This is a genomic window from Geodermatophilus sp. SYSU D00710, assembly GCF_054050195.1.
Genome location: NZ_JBJGYX010000080.1, coordinates 1 through 19,045 on the forward strand (window position 1 = coordinate 1; position 19,045 = coordinate 19,045).

A 19,045-nucleotide genomic window follows, 5' to 3' on the forward strand; every position below is an offset into this window, starting at 1 on the left:
CTGCCGTCGGACGTCCTCGGTGTTGTGGTGGAGCACGTGGACGTGCAGCACGTGGTCGGCGCCGCCCTAGACCGGCGCCCGGGACACCACCGCCCCGGCCAGCTCCCGGGCGCGGGAGTCGGCCAGCAGCACCTCGTCCAGCCCGGCCAGCGCCGCGCGCATCGCCTCGACGCCGCCGAACTGGAAGCCGAGCTGGGTGGCGTAGCAGGCGCACGCGTCCGCGCGCCGGCCCGGGTCCTGCGGCAGCTCGAGCGGAGCCAGCCCAGCAGGCAGGTCCGGCCCGGTCCGCGCGTCCGGGTCGCGCAGCACGTACGGCGAGTCGCGCCACCACAGCACCGGGCGGCCGGTGCCGGCGACCGCGCGCAGCACCTGCCGGTGGTCGACGTGCCCGCCCAGCGCCTGCGGTGCCAGCCACAGGTCCCCGGGGACGGCCTCCAGCAGGTCGCGCACGGTGCGCCACACGTCGTCGCCGGCGTGGACCCCGGCGAAGAGGTCCGCGGCGCTCCCGTATCCGCGGTGCGGCGCCTCGGGCAGGTCCAGGTGCAGCGGCGCCGCGCAGAGCACGGCCATCGCGGCGGCGTCCTCGTCCCGCCGCAGCGCCATGTAGTCGGCGTCGGCCGACAGCCCCTTGTCCAGCTGGCAGGCCAGCGCGAAGCCGGTCGGCCCGGGCACGCTGCGCGTGAAGCAGGTGACCACGGTGACCTCGTGCCCGGCGTCGGCCAGCGCAGCCAGCGTGGCCCCCACGGAGAACGCGGCGTCGTCGAGGTGCGGGCTGACGGCGGTGACCCTCACAGCAGGTGCGCCGCGGAGCGGAACCGGCAGGAGAGGTCGACCGTCGGCGGCATCGTCCAGTCCGCGGACGGCGTCGTCCCGGCGACGGAGCGGTACACGTCGTCGATCGAGCGGGCCAGCACCGGCCAGGAGTAGAGCCGGCGCACCTCCTCCAGCGCCGTCGTCGCCAGCCGGGTCCGCAGGTCGCCGTCGGCGAGCAGCCGGTCCAGCGCCGACCGCAGCCCGGCGACGTCGCCGGGAGCGTGCAGCAGCCCGTTCTCCTCGTGCCGCAGGCAGTCGACGACACCGACGCTGTCGGTGCTGACCGTGGGCAGCCCGCTGGCCATCGCCTCGAGCAGCGTGTTGGAGAACCCCTCGCTGTAGGTGGGGCTGACGAAGACGTCGGCACGGCGGTACACCGCGGGCGCCTCGTCGGGCGGCACGTAGCCGAGGAAGGTGGTCCGTTCGTCGGCACGGGCGCGCGCCTCGTCGAGGTCCGGGCCGATGCCGGAGACGACCAGCCGGACGCCGTCGGGCAGCGCCTCGAGCAGGTCGAGCACGCCCTTGCGGCGGTCGACGCGGCCGTGGAAGAGCAGGACGGGCGGGTCCTGCAGCGCGCCGAGCGGGCGCTCGGCCGGGGTGAACCGGCGGGTGTCGGTGGCCCCGGGGACGATCGTGAACCGCGCCGGGTCCGAGCCGAGGTTGCCGACCACCTCGTCGCGGAAGCTGGCGCTGCCGATGAGCACGGCGTTCGACGCGTCGACGACGGCGCGCATCGCGTGCGCGTGGGTGGCGCAGCAGGTGCCCACCCAGTGGCCGTCGCCGCCCTGGATGCTCACCACCGCGGGCCGGCCGGTCCCGCGCGCGGCGGCGAGCACGGCCAGCCCCGGCGGGTAGCCGTACTGGGCGTGCAGCACGTCGAAGGGGCGCTCGCGCTGCAGGCCGACGACGGTGCGCACGATCCCGGCGACGTCGCCCTCCCAGTCGGCGGGGACGACGGTCTCGCCGCGGCTGGGCAGCGCGTGCACCTCGACGCCCGCCGGCACCCGGTCCGGCGGGGGCGGGCCGCCGCCGTACACGCGGGTGCCGGCCTCGTCGTCGCGGTACTGGCTGACCAGCACCACCTCGTGGCCGAGCGCGACCAGCTCGCGCAGCAGGTTCTCCGCGTAGACGCTCATCCCGCTGACCGCCGGCCAGTAGCGGCGGCTGACGAAGCAGACCCTCACGCCGCGGCCACCCCCTGCGCCTCGGCCTCCCGCAGCGTCCCGATCGAGCGGGGCACCATCTCGTGCGCGCGGTGCCCGTCGCGGGAGAGCTCCAGCGTCACCAGCCGGCCGAACGAGGCCTGCCGCAGCGCCCGCAGCACCGCGGGCAGGTCGACGTCGCCCTCGTCGAGGGGCAGGTGGTCGTGCACCCCGCGGCGCATCCCCTCGACGGCGACGGTGCCCAGGTGCGACGCGAACCGGGTCACCGCCTCCTCCGGCGCGTACGCCCCGGCGACGACGCAGTGGCCGGTGTCGAGCGCCAGCGTGATCCCCGGCGTCTCGGCGGCCAGCCGGACCCAGCCGTCGCAGTCCTCGACCAGCATCCCCGGCTCGGGCTCGACCGCGAGGGCGTAGGAGCGGCCGCCGTGGCTGTCGACCAGTGCCCGGACGCCGTCGACCAGCCAGCCCCACGCGGCGTCGCGGTCCACGCCCGGCTTCGGCACGCCGGCCCAGAAGCTGACCGCCTCCGCGCCGAGCACCTCCGCCAGGTCGCAGGCCAGGCGCAGGTAGGCCAGCCGCCGCGCCCGCCCCTCGGCGGAGGCGGTGACCAGCGTCGGCTCGTGCTTGGCCCGCGGGTCGAGCAGGAACCGGGCGCCGGTCTCCACCACCACGCCCAACCCGAGCTCGTCGCAGCGGGCCCGCACCGCCGCTGCCTGGGCGAACGCGTCCGGGGCGAACGGGTCGAGGTGGACGACGTCGAGGGTGAGCGCCACCCCGGCGTAGCCGCAGTCGGCGAGGAAGGGCAGCGCGTCCGACAGCCGGTGCGAGGTCAGCCCGTTGGTGTTGTACGCGTACCGCAGGCTCACTGCGCCAGGACCTCCGCGACCACGTGCCGGCCCGGCTCCCGGTACAGCGCGTACAGCGCCCCCACCCGGCGGTCGGCGCCGGCGCGGTCGAACCAGGCCGGCCCGCCCAGGCGCTCCTCGGCCTCGGCGGTCAGGTGCACCCGCGCCCAGCCGCCGGGGTCGGCGCCCACGGCGGCCAGCCCCTCGTCGGCCTCGAGCAGCCGGCGCACGCCGCGCTCGCCGATCCGGCCGTAGGACATCGTCTCCACCTCCAGGCCGGGCACCAGCACCTTCGCCGCGACCGCGTCACCGGTGGAGGGCTGCAGCTCGACCAGCACGTCGTGGCCGGCGGCCTGCACCGCGCCGGTGACCTGCGCGTGCAGGTCGTCCCCGGACCACGTGGGCAGGTCGGCCAGCGCCACGGTGGAGCGGCGGGCGAGCACGGTGTCCTGCAGCAGGTCGACCAGCGCGGCCGTGCCCATCCGCGTCCACGCGAGCATCGCCTGCAGCGCGCGGTCCTCCTCGACCAGCCGCTCCGGCGGGTGCCCGCCGCGCCAGTGCTCCAGGTACCCCGGCGGCGTCGCCGGCAGGACGACGTCGAAGGGCCCGTGCATGAACGCCTTCCGGCTGCGCGCCGAGGCGAACTCGTGCAGCGCCTTGCGGACGGCGGTGTCGCGGTCGGGGTGGGCCGCCTCCCCGCACGCCGTCGCCATCACCGGCACCGGCTCCGACCCGTCCCGCGAGCAGCCCACGGCGTAGACGTCGACGACGCCGAACTCCGTCGCCGCGAGCTTCACCACGACGTCGATGCCCGCGGTGTCGAGCCGGTCGAGCAGGGCCAGCGCGTCGGGGTCGGTGAGCCCGTCGAGGTCGAGGACGACGCCGCGGTCCATCGCCCGGAACGCCGTGGCGTTGCCGTCGCGCTGCAGCACCTCCAGCAGCGCGTGGGTCACCGCCCGGTCGGCGTCGAACGCCGCGCCCTGCCCGTTGGTGATGACCGTGGTCAGCCACCCGCCCGGCGGCGGTGTGCCCGGCAGGTCGTCGGGCGCGGAGGCGACCAGCTCGGCCGGCACCAGCACCGCCTCGCCGTCGCGCAGCCGGGTCATCGGCAACCACTGCAGCGGCCGGTCGTCGTCGTACGGGCTGCCCGCCTCCAGGCAGAGGGTGCGCGGGTCGGCCACCCGGTCGCGGCCGTGCCGGCGGGTCACCTCCGCGTAGGAGCCCTCCTCGCGGGGGACCCCACGGTGCGCCCGCAGCGACAGCGCCATCTCGGCCATCTCGCCCATCGCGCCGGTGCGGGCCTCCTCGCGGGTGGCGCCGTAGCCCAGCCCGCTGCCGCCGGGGTGCGCGGGCGTCGGCGGCAGGACGGCCGAGTGCAGCGGCACGTCGAGCACGTCGATGCCCTCGATGGCGAAGTCCTCGACCGGCGTGGGGAACGAGTCGCGGTACCGCTGCGACGGCGTGACCTCGACGGTGGTCACAGCTCGTCCAGCGGTACGGGAGCGGCGTCCGGCGGTCCCGACAGCAGTCGCTGCACCAGGTGGACGACGGTGTCGGTGGTGACGCCGGCGACCATCTCGAACGGCGTCGCGACGACCTCGAAGTCCAGCTCCGCGACGACGGCGAGCATCTCGCGCAGCTCGCCGTGGGACAGCGGGATCTGCGCGTGGAACGCCTTGTGCGCCGACAGCGCGACCGGGTCGCCGTCGGGGGAGAGGTCGACCTTGAGCGAGTCGCCGCAGAACAGGATCCCGCGGCGGTCGTCGTGCAGCACCGAGTGCCCGGGGAAGTGCCCGCCGGTGCGGTGCAGGGTGAGGCCGGGGGCCAGGGTGAGGACGTCGTCGGCCGGCCAGGTGACCCGGAAGGCCTTGGTCCACACCAGGTCGTGCACGTTGACGCAGACGACCCGGGGCTCGAGCTCCTGCTGCAGCTGCCACAGCGCGCCGTAGCCGTGCACGTGGCTGGAGGCCAGCACCGGGAAGCCGCCCTTCTCGTCGGCCATCCGGCGCAGCTCGGCGAGCATGGGGGCGGTGTACCAGGGTGCGCACTCGAAGCCGACCAGCCCAATGTCGGTCTCGATCACCCAGCCGCGGCTGTCGAGGCCGAAGCGCGGCTCGGTGCCGAACTCGGTGACGCCGTCGACCGGGGCCGGCCGCCAGAAGCCGGTGACCAGCTCGTCGGCCTGCTTCTCGGTGACGAACTCGAACCCGTGCTCGGGCAGTGCGTTGCGGACGTCGGCGCACACCGGGCAGAAGGACGGTCCCGGGGCGGGCCAGCGCTGCCAGTGCCCGCAGTTGGTGCACGCGTAGGCGGGCAGGTCGGGCAGCAGGCCGCGGTAGGGGTTGGTGTCGACTGAGCTCACGGGGTGCCTCCGTCGAGAGCGGTGAGGAGCAGGCGGTGCAGGGCGAGGTCGCGGGCGGGGTCGTACGGCCACCGGGCGCGGCCCGCGACCGCGGCGGTGAAGGCGGCGAACTGCGCCTCGAACGGCGGGGTGCCGGCGAACGGCACGTCCACCGGGTCGGGGCGGTACAGCGTCAGCGAGCCTCCCGCCGTCTGGCCCATCGTGTTGACGGCGACCGCCATGCCCCGCGTGCCGACCACCTCGAGGCGGCGGCGGGGGAACGCGTCGGGGGTGTTGAACGCGACGTGCAGGCCGACCAGCACGCCGCCGTCGGTGGCGCCGGTGAGCAGCGCGCCGTCGTCGACGCCGTAGTCGTGCACCCGGGTCTGCAGCAGCGCCGACAGCCGGGTGACGTCCTCGCCCAGCAGCGTGCCGACCAGGTCGAGGCCGTGCGGGGCGAGGTCGATCGCCGCGCCGCCGCCGGCGCGGGCCGGGTCCACGCGCCAGTTGTCGTGCGGCCGGCCGTCGGGCGTCCAGTCCCCGGGCAGCCAGCAGCAGTAGACGATCCGGACGGCGGTCACCGTGCCCAGCTCGGGCACCAGCTCGCGCAGTCGCACGTGGGCGGGGTGCCAGCGCTGGTCGTAGGCGGTGCCCAGCAGCACGCCGGCCCGCGCGCACGCGTCGACCAGCGCCTGCGCGTCGCCGGCGTCGGCGGCCAGCGGCTTCTCGCACAGCACCGCCTTCCCGGCCGCGGCGGCCGCCTCGACCAGCGGCCGGTGCGCGGCGTTGGGCACCGCCACGTAGACGGCGTCCAGGCCGGGGGTGGCGAGGAACTCGGTCAGGTCGGTCGTCCGCCGGGCGCCCTCGACCGGCATCCGCGCTGTCGCCGCCGGGTCGAGGTCGTGCAGCGCCACCACCCGGGCGCCGTCGACGGCGAGCAGGCCGGGCAGCGCGTGGTCGCGGGCCACCCAGCCGCACCCGGCGATGCCCCAGCCGACGCTCACCACGCCTCCGGGAGGTCGACGAGCAGGCGTCGGCGGGCCGCGTCGGCGGGCAGCGGGTCGGGCCAGCGCGAGGGCAGGTACGACGAGCGCGGCCCGTACTCGGCGGCGTAGCGCTCGCTGGGCCAGGTCAGCACGCCCCCGGGGTAGAGCGGGTTGACGAACAGCGGCGGCAGCGGCTCGCCGAGGTCCACCGGCGCGTGGGCCAGCGGGTGCCCGGCCACCAGCGCGACCGCCTCGCTGGCGTGCAGGTCGCCCGGCGCGGCCCGGCGCGGGGGACGGCCCTCGAGCAGCGAGCGGGTCAGCTCGTCGTCGTCGTAGAGCAGCCCGGTGCCGAGCACCTCGGCGTACCCCTGCGGCGTCAGCGGCGCCCCGTGCGGGTCGGCCACGTGCGCGTGCCCGACGACGACGGTGCCGCCCGGTCCGGCCAGCGCCCGCATCGCCGCGGCCGCGGCCGGCTTGTCGCGGAGGAAGTAGAAGGCGTCGTGGCACATGACGTACGCGGGGGTGCCCACCGGCAGGTCCGGCGCCGCGGTCAGGTCGGCGCACACGTAGCGCGCCGACGGGCAGACGAACCGCCTGGCCAGCCACAGCTTGGCCCAGACGACGTCGACGCCGAGCAAGTCGGCCACCCCGCGGCGGGACAGCTCGCGCAGGTGCGCGCCGATCCCGCAGGCGACGTCGACCACCGGCCTGCTGCCCGGCCAGTGCGCCTGCAGCAGCGCCAGCCCGGCCAGGTGGGTGGGGTCCGACCAGCGGTGGGCGAAGTAGTCGGCGACCCGTCCCATGCCGAGCAGGTCCATCGCCTCGCGCAGCGTGCGTGCCGCCGGCACCCGCGCGAGCTGCTCGGGCGGAGGCGGCGGCTCGGTCCACCAGTCGTCGGCGTCGGCGAGCAGCAGCACCCGGGCGCGGTCGGTCTCGCCGGCGGCGAGCAGCCCGGCGACCTCGGCGCGCAGGTCGTCGCGGCCGGCCCGGGCGAAGGGGATCCCGTCCACCACCGGGACGGCCGGTGCCGGTGCGCTCACAGCCCGGCCGCCGCCAGGACGTCGAGGTGGTAGGCCTGCACCGGCCCGGCGTGCACCAGTTCGAGGTCGTCGAGCGCCTGCGACGCGGTGAACGCCGCGGCCCGCGCGTGGTGGTGCACCTGCAGCACGCGGTCGAGGACGTCGGCGGCGTGGAAGGCCCGCGCCGTGGGCTCGCCGGCGCCCGGCCGCAGCGCGAGCACCTCCCGCACTCTGTCGGCCAGCGCGGCGGGCAGCGCGGCGAGCTCCCGCTCCTCCAGCGTGGCCGTCACCCGCTCCAGCGCGTCGCCGAGCAGCACCTCCCCGGCGAACCCGGCGTCGGGCAGGACGACGTTGTGCAGGTGGTGGGCCAGGCCCAGCAGGAACGGCGGCACCGGGTCGGCGCCGACCACCGGCGCGACCAGCGCCCCGTAGACGGCGACGGTGAGGCAGTGGTCGCCGTGGCTCTCCGGCGGCTCGACGACGATCCGCGGCTTCCCCGGCGCGGTCGCCCCGGCCCGCGGCTGGGCGTTGAGCGCGGCGGCCAGCGGTGGCGCCGGACCGGGCGACGGCTGCGGGCCGAGCGCGGCGCGCAGCCGGTCGCGCAGGCCCGCATCGAGCGGCCCGGCCACCTCGTCGAAGGCCCGGCGGAGCACCACCAGGACCTCGCCGTCCTCCAGCCCGGCGGTGGTGAGCACGGCGGCGTCGATGCCGGCCAGCCGGGCCCGGGCGACGGCGGCTGCGGTCTCGGACTCCGCGACGTCCGCGACGTCCTCGCCGGCGAGCAGCCGCGCCCACGCGCGGGCGAACGCCTGCTCGGCCAGCGAGCCCGGGGCGCCGGCGACCCGGACGCGCTTGGCGTCACCGATCTCGGCCAGCAGCGGCCGGAGGCCGGCGAGCGCGGTCAGCGTCCCCGGGGCCTCGATCGCGGTCACCGGGAGCCGGCGCCGGCGGCCAGCCAGTCGAGCAGGGCGGTCTCCTGGCGGTGGAAGGCGTGCTCGGGGACGTCGCCGCCGGCGGTCATCGGCGCCTTGAAGAACCAGCCCAGCTGCCGCTGCACCCCGCCCTCGCCGCGCTGCTGCGCGAGGTCGGTGAGGCGGGCGAGCTCGAGGGCGAGCGGGGCGGCGAGGATGGAGTCGCGGCACTGGAAGTCGACCTTGACCTGCATGCGCTGGCCGAGGAAGCCGACCAGGTCGATGGCGTCCCAGGCCTCCTTCTGGTCCCCGCGCGGCCGGTAGTAGTCGATGCGGACCACGTGGTCCTCGACCGGGTAGCCCAGGATCGAGTCCAGCACGCTGCCCTTGGTCTGCAGCTTGCTGTTGAGCGAGTCGGGGTCGTCGAGGGCCAGGCCGTCGCGGTTGCCGAGGATGTTGGTCGAGTACCAGCCCTCGACGGTGAGCGAGCGGGCGCGGAAGGCCGGGGCGAGGACCGTCTTCATCATCGTCTGGCCGGTCTTGCCGTCCTTGCCGGCGACCGGGACGCCGCGGGCCTCGGCGAGGGCCACCAGCGCCGGGACGTCGGCGGCCAGCGACGGCGTGAAGTTGACGTAGCCGACGCCCTCGGCGATGGCCGCGTAGGCGTAGACCATCGCCGGGGTGATGGCGCGGTCGTCGGCGTCGAGCCCGGCCTCGAAGGCCTCGACGGTCTGCAGCGCAGGGGCGGTCGGGTCGGGCCACCGTTCGGTGGAGGCGAGGTTGACCAGCACCAGCCCGTCGAGGGACTCCTCCTCCCGGAACCGGCGCAGGTCCTCGCGGACGGCGTCGACCTGGGCGCGGCGGGTCTCGGCCAGCACCACGTTGCCGCCGGTGACGTTGCGGCAGAAGTCGGCGTCGCCGGCCGCGGGCCAGGGCGTCAGCGCCGAGAGCGCCGGGCCGGCCTCCTCGAGCTGCCGGGCGTCGAGGACCCCGTGCTGCTCGGCGGCCTTGCGCAGGTCGGAGCCGTCGAGGTCCCAGCCGCGCACGACCAGCGACTCGTACCCGGCCAGGCCCGTCGTCTCCTCCACCGGCCCGCCGGCCACCTGCAGGCCGGCCAGCGGCAGGCCGTCGGAGCCGGCCACCCCGGTCCGCAGCAGCTCCAGACCCGCGACCGCGGTCGTCGCGACCGCACCCCCGAGTCCGACCACCGCGACACCCACCCGACGGGACTCCTGCGACACGACCGACCTCCGCGCTCCCCGGGCGGACCCGCTCCACCCGGCCCGAGACTGGCACAGCGGTTGTGCACTCGCTGGGTGAGAACGAGATTCTGTCGCGCAACCCGGTCGTGCACCGCACGTCCCTGGACGGGGTGGCCACGATGGAGACCCACCCGGATCTCGGAGGTGCACCGTGACCGTGCCGTACGCCCAGCAGCCCCCCGCGCCGATGGTGGTGCCGCGCTTCACCGTCCACCAGCGCATCACCGTGATGGTCAACCGCTACGAGGTGCGCGCCGTGCAGCCCGACGGCAGCGAGGGCGGACTGCTCGCCCTGGCCCAGCAGAAGCGCATGAAGCTGAAGGAGGAGGTGGTCTTCACCGCCGACGAGGCCCGCACCCGCCCGGTCTTCTCCTTCCGCGCCCGCCAGCGGCTCGACGTGCACGCCCAGCACGACGTGTTCGACGAGGGCGGCCGCGTCCTCGGCACCTTCAGCAAGCGCTTCGGCGCGAGTCTGCTGCGCTCGACCTGGACCCTGTCGGCCCCCGGCCTGGAGGCCGTCGGCCGGGAGCGCCGGCCGTTCCTCGCGATCCTGCGGCGGGTGTGGGACTTCATCCCGTTCCTCGGCGACGTCTGGGTGCCCTTCGTCTTCCACTTCGACTTCGTCGACACCGCCACCGGGCAGCCCGTGCTGGTCGTCGAGCGGCGCAAGGCGATCCGCGACCGCTACGACGTCTTCGTCCCCGACCCGCGGCTGGACTTCCGGGTCGCCGCGTCGATGGCCGTGGCCCTGGACGCGCTGCAGAGCCGGTGACCGGGACGCCCTTCCGGGACGACTTCGACGGCGACGACCTCGACCGCGACGTCTGGGTTCCGCACTACCTGCCGCAGTGGAGTTCGCGCGCGGCGACGGCGGCCTGCTACGAGGTCCGCGATTCCTGCCTGCGGCTGTACCTGCCCGACGACGCGCCGCTGTGGTGCCCCGGGGACCACCCGCCGCTGCGGGTCTCCGGCGTCCAGTCCGGCGTCTTCTCCGGTCCGGTCGGCAGCACCGTGGGGCAGCAGCCGGTGCGGCCGGGCGCCGTCGTCCGGGAGGAGCAGCCCGCGCACTGGGGCTGGACGCCGCGCTACGGCCTGCTCGAGATGCGGGCCCGCGCCACCGTCACGCCGCGGTCGATGGTGGCCTGGTGGACCGTCGGCCTGGAGGACCGGCCCGAGCGCTCCGGCGAGATCTGCGTGGCGGAGGTGTTCGGCGACGCCGTCGACCCGGCGGACGGCGCCGCGGTCGGAATGGGCACCCACCCGTTCCGGGACCCGCGGCTGGTCGAGGACTTCGCCGCGCCCCGGCCCGGCATCGACGTCGCCGACTGGCACGTCTACGCCGTGGACTGGCGGCCCGACGGCGCGGTGTTCTCCGTGGACGGGCAGCGCGTGCGCGAGGTGGCGGTGACCCCCGACTACCCGGTGCAGATGATGCTGGCCGTCTTCGACTTCCCGGAGGAGGAGGTGCCGGGGGAGCCCTACGTCGTGCCCGAGCTCGTCGTCGACTGGATCCGGGGCAGCGACTGACCGGAGCTCAGGCCGGCAGCGGGAAGACCAGCAGCGAGCTCGACGCCGTCGCCACGGTCTTGCCGGCGGCGTCGAGCACCTGCCCCTCCGCGAAGGCGACCCGCCGTCCCGGCTTGACCACCGTGCCGACGGCGGTCAGCCGCCCGCTGGCCTGGGTCACCGCCCGCAGGTAGGTGACCTTGAGCTCGATCGACGTGTAGCCGACGCCGTGGGGCAAGGTGGTGTGCACCGCGCAGCCGGCGACGGAGTCCAGCAGTGTGCAGACCAGCCCGCCGTGCACGACGCCGATGGGGTTGTAGACCGACTCGTCCACGGCGCAGGTGAACTCGACCCGGCCCTCCTCGACGGTGGTCAGGTCCATCTGCAGCAGCTGCGCGATCGGCGGGGGCGGCAGCACGCCGTCGCGCACGGCCTCCAGGGTCTGCAGGCCCGAGCGCTCCCGGCCGCCGGCCGCGGTGACCATCGGGTCGAACCAGGTGACCGTCCGGGACCGCGGCTCACCCCACCCGGCCGGGGTGCCGGTCACCGGGTCGGTCTCAGTGCTCATGCGTCTCCTCGGCGGGCAGTCCCGACAGCGCCCGCCCGGCCGGGGTCAGCACCCGCTCGACCCGCGAGCGGTTGACCGGCTCCCCGCACGTGCGGCACACCCACTCGGCGTCGACCTGGTGCTCCTCGTGCCCCTCCGGGGCGTGCTCGAGGCGGACCGGCGGCTCCTCGGCGGCCCACCGGTCGCCCCACTGCAGCAGCGCCTGCAGCACCGGCAGCAGGTCGCGGCCGGACGCGGTCAGGTGGTAGCCCGAGCGGGGCGGCGCGTCGCTGTACTGCCGGCGCTCGAGCACGCCCGCGGCCACCAGGGCGTTGAGCCGCGCGGTCAGCCGGTCGCGGGGAGCGCCCGTGCCGCGGGCGATGTCGCTGAAGCGGTGGTTGCCCAGCGACACCTCCCGGACGACGAGCAGCGACCACCGCTCGCCCACCAGCTCGAGGGCGGCGGCGATGGTGCACGGGCGGCCGGGCAGGGTGGTGAGGTCGTACGGGGCGGTGCTCACCCGAGTCAGTTTGCCCGTCGAACCGACGCGGCGCCACTGCCAGGGGCGAGGCATAGGAAGCTATCCGCACGTCCTGGCGCTCCAGACGTGCGGATAGCTTCCTTTGCCTGAGCCGCGCCCGGGAACGGCGACGGGCGGGGACCCCCGGAGGAGTCCCCGCCCGTCGGCGGCGCTGGCCTCAGCTCTTGGGTCGCGCGCCGGCGCGCAGGGCGCCGAGGAGGTCGTGGTTGAGCCGGGAGATGGTCTCCATCGAGATGCCCTTCGGGCAGCTGGCCGAGCACTCACCGATGTTGGTGCAGCCGCCGAAGCCCTCGAGGTCCTGCTGGTGGATCATGTTGACCACGCGGTCGTTGCGCTCGGGCTGCCCTTGCGGCATCAGGCCGAGGTGGGTGACCTTCGCGGCCGTGAACAGCATCGACGAGGCGTTCGGGCAGGCCGCCACGCAGGCGCCGCAGCCGATGCAGGTGGCGGCGTCGAACGCGGCGTCGGAGTCCTTCTTGGCCACCAGGATCGAGTGCGCCTCGGGGGCGGTCCCGGTCGGGGCGCTGATGTAGCCGCCCGACTGGATGATCCGGTCCAGGGCCGACCGGTCGACGGCGAGGTCCTTGATGACCGGGAACGCCGTCGCCCGCCACGGCTCGATGTCGATCGTGTCGCCGTCCTTGAACGACCGCATGTGCAGCTGGCACGTGGTCGTCTGCGGGTGCTCCTCGAACAGCCCGTTGCCGTGGGCGCGGCCGTTGATCATGACGCCGCACGAGCCGCAGATGCCCTCGCGGCAGTCGTGGTCGAAGGAGACCGGGTCCTCACCGTTGAGGATGAGCTGCTCGTTGAGGACGTCGAGCATCTCCAGGAACGACATGTCCGGGGAGACGTCGGTGACCTCGTAGGTCACCATCTTCCCCTTCTCTGCCGCGCTCCGCTGGCGCCAGACACGCAGCTTGAGGTTCATCTACTTGTAGCTCCGCTGGGCGAGGTGGACGTAGTCGAACTCGAGGTCTTCCTTGTGCAGGACGGGCGGGACACCCTCCGGCGTCCACTCCCAGGCCGCGACGTAGGCGAAGTTGTCGTCGTCGCGCAGGGCCTCCCCGTCGGGGGTCTGGCTCTCCGCCCGGAAGTGCCCACCGCAGCTCTCGTTGCGGTGCAGGGCGTCGACGCACATGAGCTCGGCGAGCTCGATGAAGTCGGCGACGCGGCCGGCGTGCTCGAGGCTCTGGTTGAACCGCCCGGCCTCACCGGGCACCCGCACGTTCGTCCAGAACTCTTGCCGGATCTCCGGGATCCGGTCGAGGGCCTTGCGCAGGCTCTCCTCCGAGCGCTCCATGCCGCACAGGTCGAACATCAGCCGGCCGAGCTCGCGGTGGAACGAGGCGGTGGTCCGGGTGCCGTTGATCGACAGCAGCCGCTCGGTCTGCGCCCGCACCCCCTCGAGCGCCTCGACGGCGGCCGGGTGGGCCGGGTCGACCGCGCCGAAGGGACCGGAGGCCAGGTAGTCGTTGATCGTGTTCGGCAGGACGAAGTAGCCGTCGGCGAGGCCCTGCATGAGGGCGCTGGCGCCGAGCCGGTTGGCGCCGTGGTCGGAGAAGTTCGCCTCACCGATCACGAACAGGCCGGGGATCGTCGACTGCAGGTCGTAGTCGACCCACAGGCCGCCCATCGTGTAGTGGACCGCCGGGTAGATCCGCATCGGGACCTCGTAGGGGTCCTCGCCCGTGATCTGGGCGTACATGTCGAAGAGGTTGCCGTACTTGGCCTCGATGGCCGGCCGGCCCAGCCGCTGCATGGCCTCGGCGAAGTCGAGGTACACGCCCAGGCCGCTGGGGCCGACGCCACGGCCCTCGTCGCAGACGTTCTTGGCCTGCCGCGAGGCGATGTCGCGGGGGACCAGGTTGCCGAACGAGGGGTAGATCCGCTCGAGGTAGTAGTCGCGCTCGTCCTCGGGGATCTGCCGCGGGTCGCGGGTGTCCCCGCGCTCCTTGGGCACCCACACCCGGCCGTCGTTGCGCAGCGACTCGCTCATCAGCGTGAGCTTCGACTGGTACTCGCCGTGCACCGGGATGCAGGTCGGGTGGATCTGCGTGTAGCAGGGGTTGGCGAACAGCGCGCCGCGCTTGTGCGCCCGCCAGATCGCCGTGGCGTTGGAGCCCTTGGCGTTGGTCGACAGGTAGAAGACGTTGCTGTACCCGCCGGTGGCGAGCACGACGGCGTCGGCGAAGTGGGTGCTGATCTCTCCGGTGATCAGGTTCCGGGCGACGATGCCGCGGGCCCGGCCGTCGACGACGATCAGGTCGAGCATCTCGGTGCGCGCGTGCTGCTCGACGGTGCCGGCCGCCATCTGCCGCTCGAGGGCCTGGTAGGCGCCGTAGAGCAGCTGCTGGCCCGTCTGGCCGCGGGCGTAGAACGTCCGCGACACCTGGGTGCCACCGAAGGAGCGGTTGTCGAGCAGGCCGCCGTACTCGCGGGCGAACGGGACGCCCTGCGCGACGCACTGGTCGATGATGTTGACGCTGACCTCGGCCAGCCGGTGCACGTTGTCCTCGCGGGCGCGGAAGTCGCCGCCCTTGACGGTGTCGTAGAACAGCCGGTGCACCGAGTCGCCGTCGTTGCGGTAGTTCTTGGCGGCGTTGATGCCGCCCTGCGCGGCGACGCTGTGCGCGCGGCGCGGGCTGTCCTGGTACCAGAAGGACTTCACCCGGTAGCCGGCCTCGCCGAGCGTGGCGGCCGCCGCGCCACCGGCCAGGCCGGTGCCGACGACGATGATGCTCAGCTTGCGGCGGTTGGCCGGGTTGACCAGCTTCGCGCGGAACCGGCGCTCGCTCCAGCGCTCGCTGATCGGGACGTCGCGGGGGGCCTTGGTGTCGGCGATCGGGTCGCCGACGGTGAACAGTTCGAGGGCCATGACGCGTGCTCCTACTCGATGATGCCGACGAGGACGCTCAGCGGCGGGATGAGGAAGCCCACCGTGAGCACGACGGCGAAGACGGTGGCGAACGCGTTGACGGTCCGCTCGCGCGTCCTGTTGCTCTGCCCCAGGGTCTGGGTCGCGCTCCAGATGCCGTGCCGGAGGTGGAAGCCCAGGGCCAGCAGCGCGACGACGTAGACCAGGGTCACGATCGGGTTGGAGAACCCGGCGATCGCCCGGTCGTAGGGCGTGGAGTCCGGCCCCTCGGGGTTGGCGACCCCCAGCGTGAGGTCGAGGACGTGGTAGACGATGAACAGGCCGAGGATGACGCCGCCCCAGCGCATGGTGCGCGAGGCGTAGCTCTGGGCCACCGCCTTGCGGGCCACGTACTGCGTCGGACGGGCGCGCTTGGCCTGGCGCCACAGGGAGATCGCGGCCCAGATGTGCGCGACGACGGCCACCAGCAGGACGATCCGGATGATCCACAGGACGGTCTGTCCCGGGACGGCCGGCTCGCCGATCCGGCGGATCCACTCGGAGTACCCGTTGAAGGTCTCGGCGCCGGCGAAGAGCTTCAGGTTCCCGACCATGTGCGCGACCAGGTAGAGGACCAGGATGATGCCGCTGACGGCCATCACGGCCTTCTTCGCGACCGAGCTGGTCTTCGCGACCTTCGGGGTCCTGCGCTGGCCCGACTGCGTCACCGTCACCACAGCACCAAAGTTAGGCTCCCTAACCCCTTGACGGCCACGTGAACACACAGTGACACGGCTCATGTAAGGGAACCCTCAACCCAGGTCAGGACGTTGAGGGGCGCCCGCCGGACGTGGCAGCGTTCCGGCAGCAGCACCGACCGGAGGAGGACGTGTGGCAGGACCGACCCGGGGCTTCCTCGGCCGCCGACGGGAGCGGGATCCCCGGCTGCCGCCCGGCCAGTACGACGTCGGCCGCGACTGGCCGGTGCTGACCGCCGAGCCCACGCCGCGCATCGCGCCGGAGACGTGGAGCGTCACCGTCGACGGCCGCGTCGAGAACCCGACGACGTGGACGTGGGACGAGGTGCACCGGCTGCCGCCGTCGGACTACCGCGGCGACATCCACTGCGTGACGACGTGGTCGAAGTTCGACACCCACTTCGCCGGTGTCAGCGTGGACACCCTCCTCGAGGCCGCCCGGCCGACCGCCGAGGCGCACTTCGTCGTCGCCACCTCCAAGACCGGCTACACCACCAACCTGCCGCTCGAGGACGTCACCGGCGGCAAGGCGTGGCTGGTGTGGGAGTTCGACGGGCAGCCGCTGCCGGTGGAGCACGGCGGCCCGGTGCGGCTGCTCGTGCCGCACCTCTACTTCTGGAAGAGCGCCAAGTGGGTCACCCGGCTGACCCTGCTGCAGCGCGACCAGCCCGGTTTCTGGGAGCAGAACGGCTACCACGACCGCGGCGACCCCTGGCGCGAGCAGCGCTACCAGGGTGACTGACGAAGGACCCCGCTGCCCCCCACCGCTCGCAGGCTCGCGGCGGGACCCTGCAGCGGGGCCGACAGATGCCTCACCTGACGTGCGGCGGCCCGCCCCCGTCGGGGGCTGGCGGGAGGCGACGGTGCGGGAGGTCGACCGCCCGACCCCGCGCACCCTCCGGCTGCGGCTGGAGGTGCCCGACCGGCCCGACCACCTCGCCGGCCAGCACTACGTCGTCCGGCTGACCGCCGAGGACGGGTACCGCGCCCAGCGGTCCTACTCGGTGGCCTCCGCGCCGGGCGACCCGCTGGTCGAGCTGCTCGTCGAGCGCCTCGACGACGGCGAGGTGTCCACCTACCTGGCCGACGTCGTCGAGCCCGGCGACCGGCTGGAGGTCCGCGGCCCGATCGGCGGCTGGTTCGTCTGGACCGGCGAGGCGCCGGCGCTGCTCGTGGGCGGGGGCACCGGGGTGGTGCCGTTCGTGTCCATGCTGCGCACCGCCCGCGAGCTCGGCCGCGAGGACCTGCTGCGGATCGCCGTCTCCACCCGCACGGCCGCCGAGCTGCCCTACGCCGACGAGCTGCGCGCGGCCGGCGCGCTGGTGGTCACCACCCGCGAGCGCTCGGGGATCCGCCCGGCCGGCCGGCTGACCGCCGCGGACCTGGTGCCGCTGTGGGAGCCGGGCCAGACCGCCTACGTGTGCGGGTCCACCCCGTTCGCCGAGGCGGCCAGCCAGCTGCTCGTCGGGCTGGGCGTGGCCGCCGCCGACGTCCGGGTGGAGCGGTTCGGCCCCAGCGGCGACGGCCCGACCTGAGCCGGACCGGGCGTCACTGACGGCGGCCGCGGAGCCAGGAGCCCAGCGCCACGCCGGCGAGGGCCCAGAACGCGCCCGCGCCCACCCCGGCCAGCACGATCCAGAACGGAACGCGCAGCTCGTCGTCCACCGGACGGGGGACGGGCACGGGACCGGGTGCGTCGCTCATGGCGCCGAGCCTTCCCCCATGGGGGTGCGCGGTCCAGGGGCGACGCCCGTCCGCACGGCGCCGGGGGCGATGATCGGAGCGTGTCCTCCGCCGTCGTGACCGCCGTCGACGCCGTCGATGCGCGGCTGCACGAGGAGCTGCTGGCCTGCTGGACCGACGTCACCAACGCCGGCGGCGCGGTCGGTTTCGTCCCGCCGGTCACCCGGGACGACGTCGCGCCGGTGCTCGACGCCGTCGTCGCGCGGGTCGCCCTGGGCCGCGAGCGCCTGGTGGTGCTGCGGGTCGACGGCGAGCTCGGCGGGTTCGCCGTGCTGTCGCTGTCGGTCAGCCCGCTGCGCCGGCACTGGGCCACCGTGCTGCGGGTGCAGGTGCACCCCCGCCTGCAGGGCCGGGGCCTGGGCCGGGTGCTGCTGTCGGGCATCCACGAGGTCGCCCGCGACAGCGGCCTGGAGATGCTGCACCTGACCGTGCGCGGCGGCTCCGGTCTCGAGCGGTTCTACGAGCAGTTCGGCTACCGCGAGTTCGGCCGGATGCCCGGCGCGATCCGGCTGGCCCCCGGTGACGACCGGGAGGAGATCCACCTGGTGGCGCGGCTGGGTCAGCCCGCCGCGGGCTGAGCCAGCGGGTCGGCGCCGTCGACGGTGCCTCGGGAGGAGAGCACCGCCAGCCGGGCGAACAGCTCCTCGGCGTACCAGCCCTCCTGCGCCGTCCGCGCGACGACGGCGGCGTGCTCGGGGCGGTCGTAGGCGAAGGCGTTGAGCGCCGCGGCGGAGTCCCACACGCTGAAGGTGCCCTGCAGGCCCAGCGGCGCCTCGCCGATCCCGACGGCCATCCGCAGCCCCGGCGCCCGGTGCAGGTCGGCCGACACCGGCGGCACCGCCGACCAGAACCGCGCGGCCCGGCGCAGCACCAGCCGGGCGCGGGTCACCGCGGCCACCGGCCCGTCCCAGCGGCGGGGGCGCGGGCTGCCGAACGGCTCGCGGCCCGACCACCGCCCGCGGGCGGCCAGGGGACGCAGCCGCACCGCCCACTCCTCGTCGGCGACCCGCCGCCAGCTCGCGCCCACCGGCCCGTCGTCGAGGGCGTCGGCGGCGGCGTCGTCGTCCCACACGGCGAGCAGCCCCCACCGGCGCGGGTCGGCGTCACGGACGGTGAAGGTGCGCCCGTCGCCGGTGCCGAGCAGCTTGGCGAAGCGCAGGCCCGGGGTGCGGGCCAGCGCGGGCCGCAGCGTGGCCATCCGCAGCACCGCGCCCGGCACGGCCCGGCCGGGGACGCCCCACAGGTGCAGGGTCACGGTCCCCGGGTCGCCGCCGGGTTCGGAGTGCGGCACGCCGCCGAGGGTAGGTGCGCTCCGTGACCGACCAGCGCCGCGTCCAGCTCGGCGACACCGACGCACCCGCCGAGGACGAGGTCGTGCAGGCCTTCGACCGGGTGGTGAGCCAGGGCGCCCAGCGGCTGCACCGCACCTGGCGCGAGGTGCTCACCACCGGCCTCGCCGGAGGGCTGGAGGTCTCGGTCGGGATCCTGTCGCTGGTCGCCGTGTACGCCGAGACCGGCAGCCACCTGCTGGCCGGGCTGGCCTTCTCGATCGGGTTCGTCGCGCTGCTGCTGGCCCGCAGCGAGTTGTTCACCGAGGGCTTCCTGCTGCCGGTCACCGCGGTCGTCGCCGGGGGGGGGGGGGGGGGGGGGGGGGGGGGGGGGGGGGGGGGGGGGGGGGGGGGGGGGGGGGGGGGGGGGGGGGGGGGGGGGGGGGGGGGGGGGGGGGGGGGGGGGGGGGGGGGGGGGGGGGGGG

At 75.0% G+C, this 19,045-nt stretch carries 22 protein-coding genes; 6 read left to right on the forward strand and 16 right to left on the reverse strand.

Features of this window, described 5'->3' with window-relative positions; all coding sequences use genetic code 11:
• Positions 1-66 precede the first annotated feature (66 nt).
• The 9 genes from ACI78U_RS23025 to ACI78U_RS23065 are packed head-to-tail and all read right to left on the reverse strand — an operon-like array spanning position 67 to position 9,286.
• Positions 67-792: a PIG-L deacetylase family protein gene (locus tag ACI78U_RS23025; RefSeq protein ID WP_456877729.1), complete on the reverse strand. Its 726-nt coding sequence runs from the start codon at positions 790-792 to the stop codon at positions 67-69.
• Positions 789-1,997 (reverse strand): glycosyltransferase family 4 protein, encoded by a 1,209-nt coding sequence (locus ACI78U_RS23030; RefSeq protein WP_456877730.1) that lies wholly within the window; start codon positions 1,995-1,997, stop codon positions 789-791. The genes ACI78U_RS23025 and ACI78U_RS23030 overlap by 4 nt, the downstream gene beginning before the upstream one ends.
• The gene (locus tag ACI78U_RS23035; protein ID WP_456877731.1) at positions 1,994-2,842 is read right to left on the reverse strand and encodes a sugar phosphate isomerase/epimerase family protein; all 849 of its coding nucleotides are present in this window, start codon (positions 2,840-2,842) and stop codon (positions 1,994-1,996) included. The genes ACI78U_RS23030 and ACI78U_RS23035 overlap by 4 nt, the downstream gene beginning before the upstream one ends.
• On the reverse strand, positions 2,839-4,302 hold the full coding sequence (locus ACI78U_RS23040) for a YcaO-like family protein (protein ID WP_456877732.1): 1,464 nt from the start codon (positions 4,300-4,302) through the stop codon (positions 2,839-2,841). The genes ACI78U_RS23035 and ACI78U_RS23040 overlap by 4 nt, the downstream gene beginning before the upstream one ends.
• The gene (locus tag ACI78U_RS23045; RefSeq protein ID WP_456877733.1) at positions 4,299-5,183 is read right to left on the reverse strand and encodes an MBL fold metallo-hydrolase; all 885 of its coding nucleotides are present in this window, start codon (positions 5,181-5,183) and stop codon (positions 4,299-4,301) included. Before ACI78U_RS23045 ends, ACI78U_RS23040 begins: the two co-directional genes overlap by 4 nt.
• Positions 5,180-6,166: a Gfo/Idh/MocA family protein gene (locus tag ACI78U_RS23050; RefSeq protein ID WP_456877734.1), complete on the reverse strand. Its 987-nt coding sequence runs from the start codon at positions 6,164-6,166 to the stop codon at positions 5,180-5,182. Before ACI78U_RS23050 ends, ACI78U_RS23045 begins: the two co-directional genes overlap by 4 nt.
• On the reverse strand, positions 6,163-7,188 hold the full coding sequence (locus ACI78U_RS23055) for a class I SAM-dependent methyltransferase (protein WP_456877735.1): 1,026 nt from the start codon (positions 7,186-7,188) through the stop codon (positions 6,163-6,165). The genes ACI78U_RS23050 and ACI78U_RS23055 overlap by 4 nt, the downstream gene beginning before the upstream one ends.
• Positions 7,185-8,099 carry a hypothetical protein gene (locus ACI78U_RS23060; RefSeq protein ID WP_456877736.1) on the reverse strand — a complete coding sequence of 305 codons (915 nt, stop codon included), beginning with the start codon at positions 8,097-8,099 and terminating at the stop codon, positions 7,185-7,187. Before ACI78U_RS23060 ends, ACI78U_RS23055 begins: the two co-directional genes overlap by 4 nt.
• Complete coding sequence (locus ACI78U_RS23065; protein ID WP_456877737.1) at positions 8,096-9,286, reverse strand: inositol-3-phosphate synthase; 1,191 nt, start codon at positions 9,284-9,286, stop codon at positions 8,096-8,098. Before ACI78U_RS23065 ends, ACI78U_RS23060 begins: the two co-directional genes overlap by 4 nt.
• 205 nt (positions 9,287-9,491) lie before the next feature.
• Here ACI78U_RS23065 and ACI78U_RS23070 point away from each other — a divergent pair, with 205 nt between their 5' ends.
• Together ACI78U_RS23070 and ACI78U_RS23075 are read left to right on the forward strand one after the other, a co-directional pair.
• Positions 9,492-10,112, forward strand: a complete 621-nt coding sequence (locus tag ACI78U_RS23070; protein ID WP_456877738.1) for a hypothetical protein — start codon at positions 9,492-9,494, stop codon at positions 10,110-10,112.
• On the forward strand, positions 10,109-10,867 hold the full coding sequence (locus tag ACI78U_RS23075; protein ID WP_456877739.1) for a glycoside hydrolase family 16 protein: 759 nt from the start codon (positions 10,109-10,111) through the stop codon (positions 10,865-10,867). Before ACI78U_RS23070 ends, ACI78U_RS23075 begins: the two co-directional genes overlap by 4 nt.
• A 7-nt stretch (positions 10,868-10,874) precedes the next feature.
• Here ACI78U_RS23075 and ACI78U_RS23080 read toward each other — a convergent pair whose 3' ends face one another.
• From ACI78U_RS23080 to ACI78U_RS23100, 5 genes are all read right to left on the reverse strand, one after another.
• Positions 10,875-11,414 (reverse strand): PaaI family thioesterase, encoded by a 540-nt coding sequence (locus tag ACI78U_RS23080; protein WP_456877740.1) that lies wholly within the window; start codon positions 11,412-11,414, stop codon positions 10,875-10,877.
• The gene (locus ACI78U_RS23085; RefSeq protein WP_456877741.1) at positions 11,404-11,913 is read right to left on the reverse strand and encodes a winged helix-turn-helix transcriptional regulator; all 510 of its coding nucleotides are present in this window, start codon (positions 11,911-11,913) and stop codon (positions 11,404-11,406) included. The genes ACI78U_RS23080 and ACI78U_RS23085 overlap by 11 nt, the downstream gene beginning before the upstream one ends.
• Before the next feature lie 178 nt (positions 11,914-12,091).
• On the reverse strand, positions 12,092-12,865 hold the full coding sequence (locus ACI78U_RS23090) for a succinate dehydrogenase/fumarate reductase iron-sulfur subunit (RefSeq protein WP_456877742.1): 774 nt from the start codon (positions 12,863-12,865) through the stop codon (positions 12,092-12,094).
• Entirely contained in the window at positions 12,866-14,812 is a 1,947-nt protein-coding gene (locus ACI78U_RS23095; protein WP_456877743.1) for a fumarate reductase/succinate dehydrogenase flavoprotein subunit, read from the reverse strand.
• Between the two features lie 11 nt (positions 14,813-14,823).
• Positions 14,824-15,525 carry a succinate dehydrogenase cytochrome b subunit gene (locus ACI78U_RS23100; protein WP_456877744.1) on the reverse strand — a complete coding sequence of 234 codons (702 nt, stop codon included), beginning with the start codon at positions 15,523-15,525 and terminating at the stop codon, positions 14,824-14,826.
• Positions 15,526-15,682: 157 nt separating this feature from the next.
• Here ACI78U_RS23100 and ACI78U_RS23105 point away from each other — a divergent pair, with 157 nt between their 5' ends.
• Together ACI78U_RS23105 and ACI78U_RS23110 are read left to right on the forward strand one after the other, a co-directional pair.
• A complete protein-coding gene (locus ACI78U_RS23105; protein ID WP_456877745.1) occupies positions 15,683-16,291 on the forward strand; it encodes a sulfite oxidase-like oxidoreductase in 609 nt (202 codons plus the stop codon).
• A gap of 121 nt (positions 16,292-16,412) precedes the next feature.
• Positions 16,413-17,084: an FAD-binding oxidoreductase gene (locus ACI78U_RS23110; RefSeq protein WP_456877746.1), complete on the forward strand. Its 672-nt coding sequence runs from the start codon at positions 16,413-16,415 to the stop codon at positions 17,082-17,084.
• Positions 17,085-17,097: 13 nt separating this feature from the next.
• Here ACI78U_RS23110 and ACI78U_RS23115 read toward each other — a convergent pair whose 3' ends face one another.
• Positions 17,098-17,253, reverse strand: coding sequence for a hypothetical protein (locus ACI78U_RS23115; protein ID WP_456877747.1), 156 nt, complete (start codon positions 17,251-17,253; stop codon positions 17,098-17,100).
• Positions 17,254-17,333: 80 nt separating this feature from the next.
• Here ACI78U_RS23115 and ACI78U_RS23120 point away from each other — a divergent pair, with 80 nt between their 5' ends.
• Positions 17,334-17,870, forward strand: a complete 537-nt coding sequence (locus tag ACI78U_RS23120; protein ID WP_456877748.1) for an N-acetyltransferase family protein — start codon at positions 17,334-17,336, stop codon at positions 17,868-17,870.
• Here the strand turns inward: ACI78U_RS23120 and ACI78U_RS23125 are convergent.
• Entirely contained in the window at positions 17,852-18,583 is a 732-nt protein-coding gene (locus ACI78U_RS23125) for a monooxygenase (protein ID WP_456877749.1), read from the reverse strand. The two genes, ACI78U_RS23120 and ACI78U_RS23125, sit on opposite strands and share 19 nt — an antisense overlap.
• Positions 18,584-18,606: 23 nt before the next feature.
• Between ACI78U_RS23125 and ACI78U_RS23130 the strand changes: the two genes are divergently transcribed.
• Positions 18,607-19,045 (forward strand): formate/nitrite transporter family protein (locus ACI78U_RS23130; RefSeq protein ID WP_456877750.1); only part of this gene is annotated, 439 nt, incomplete at its 3' end.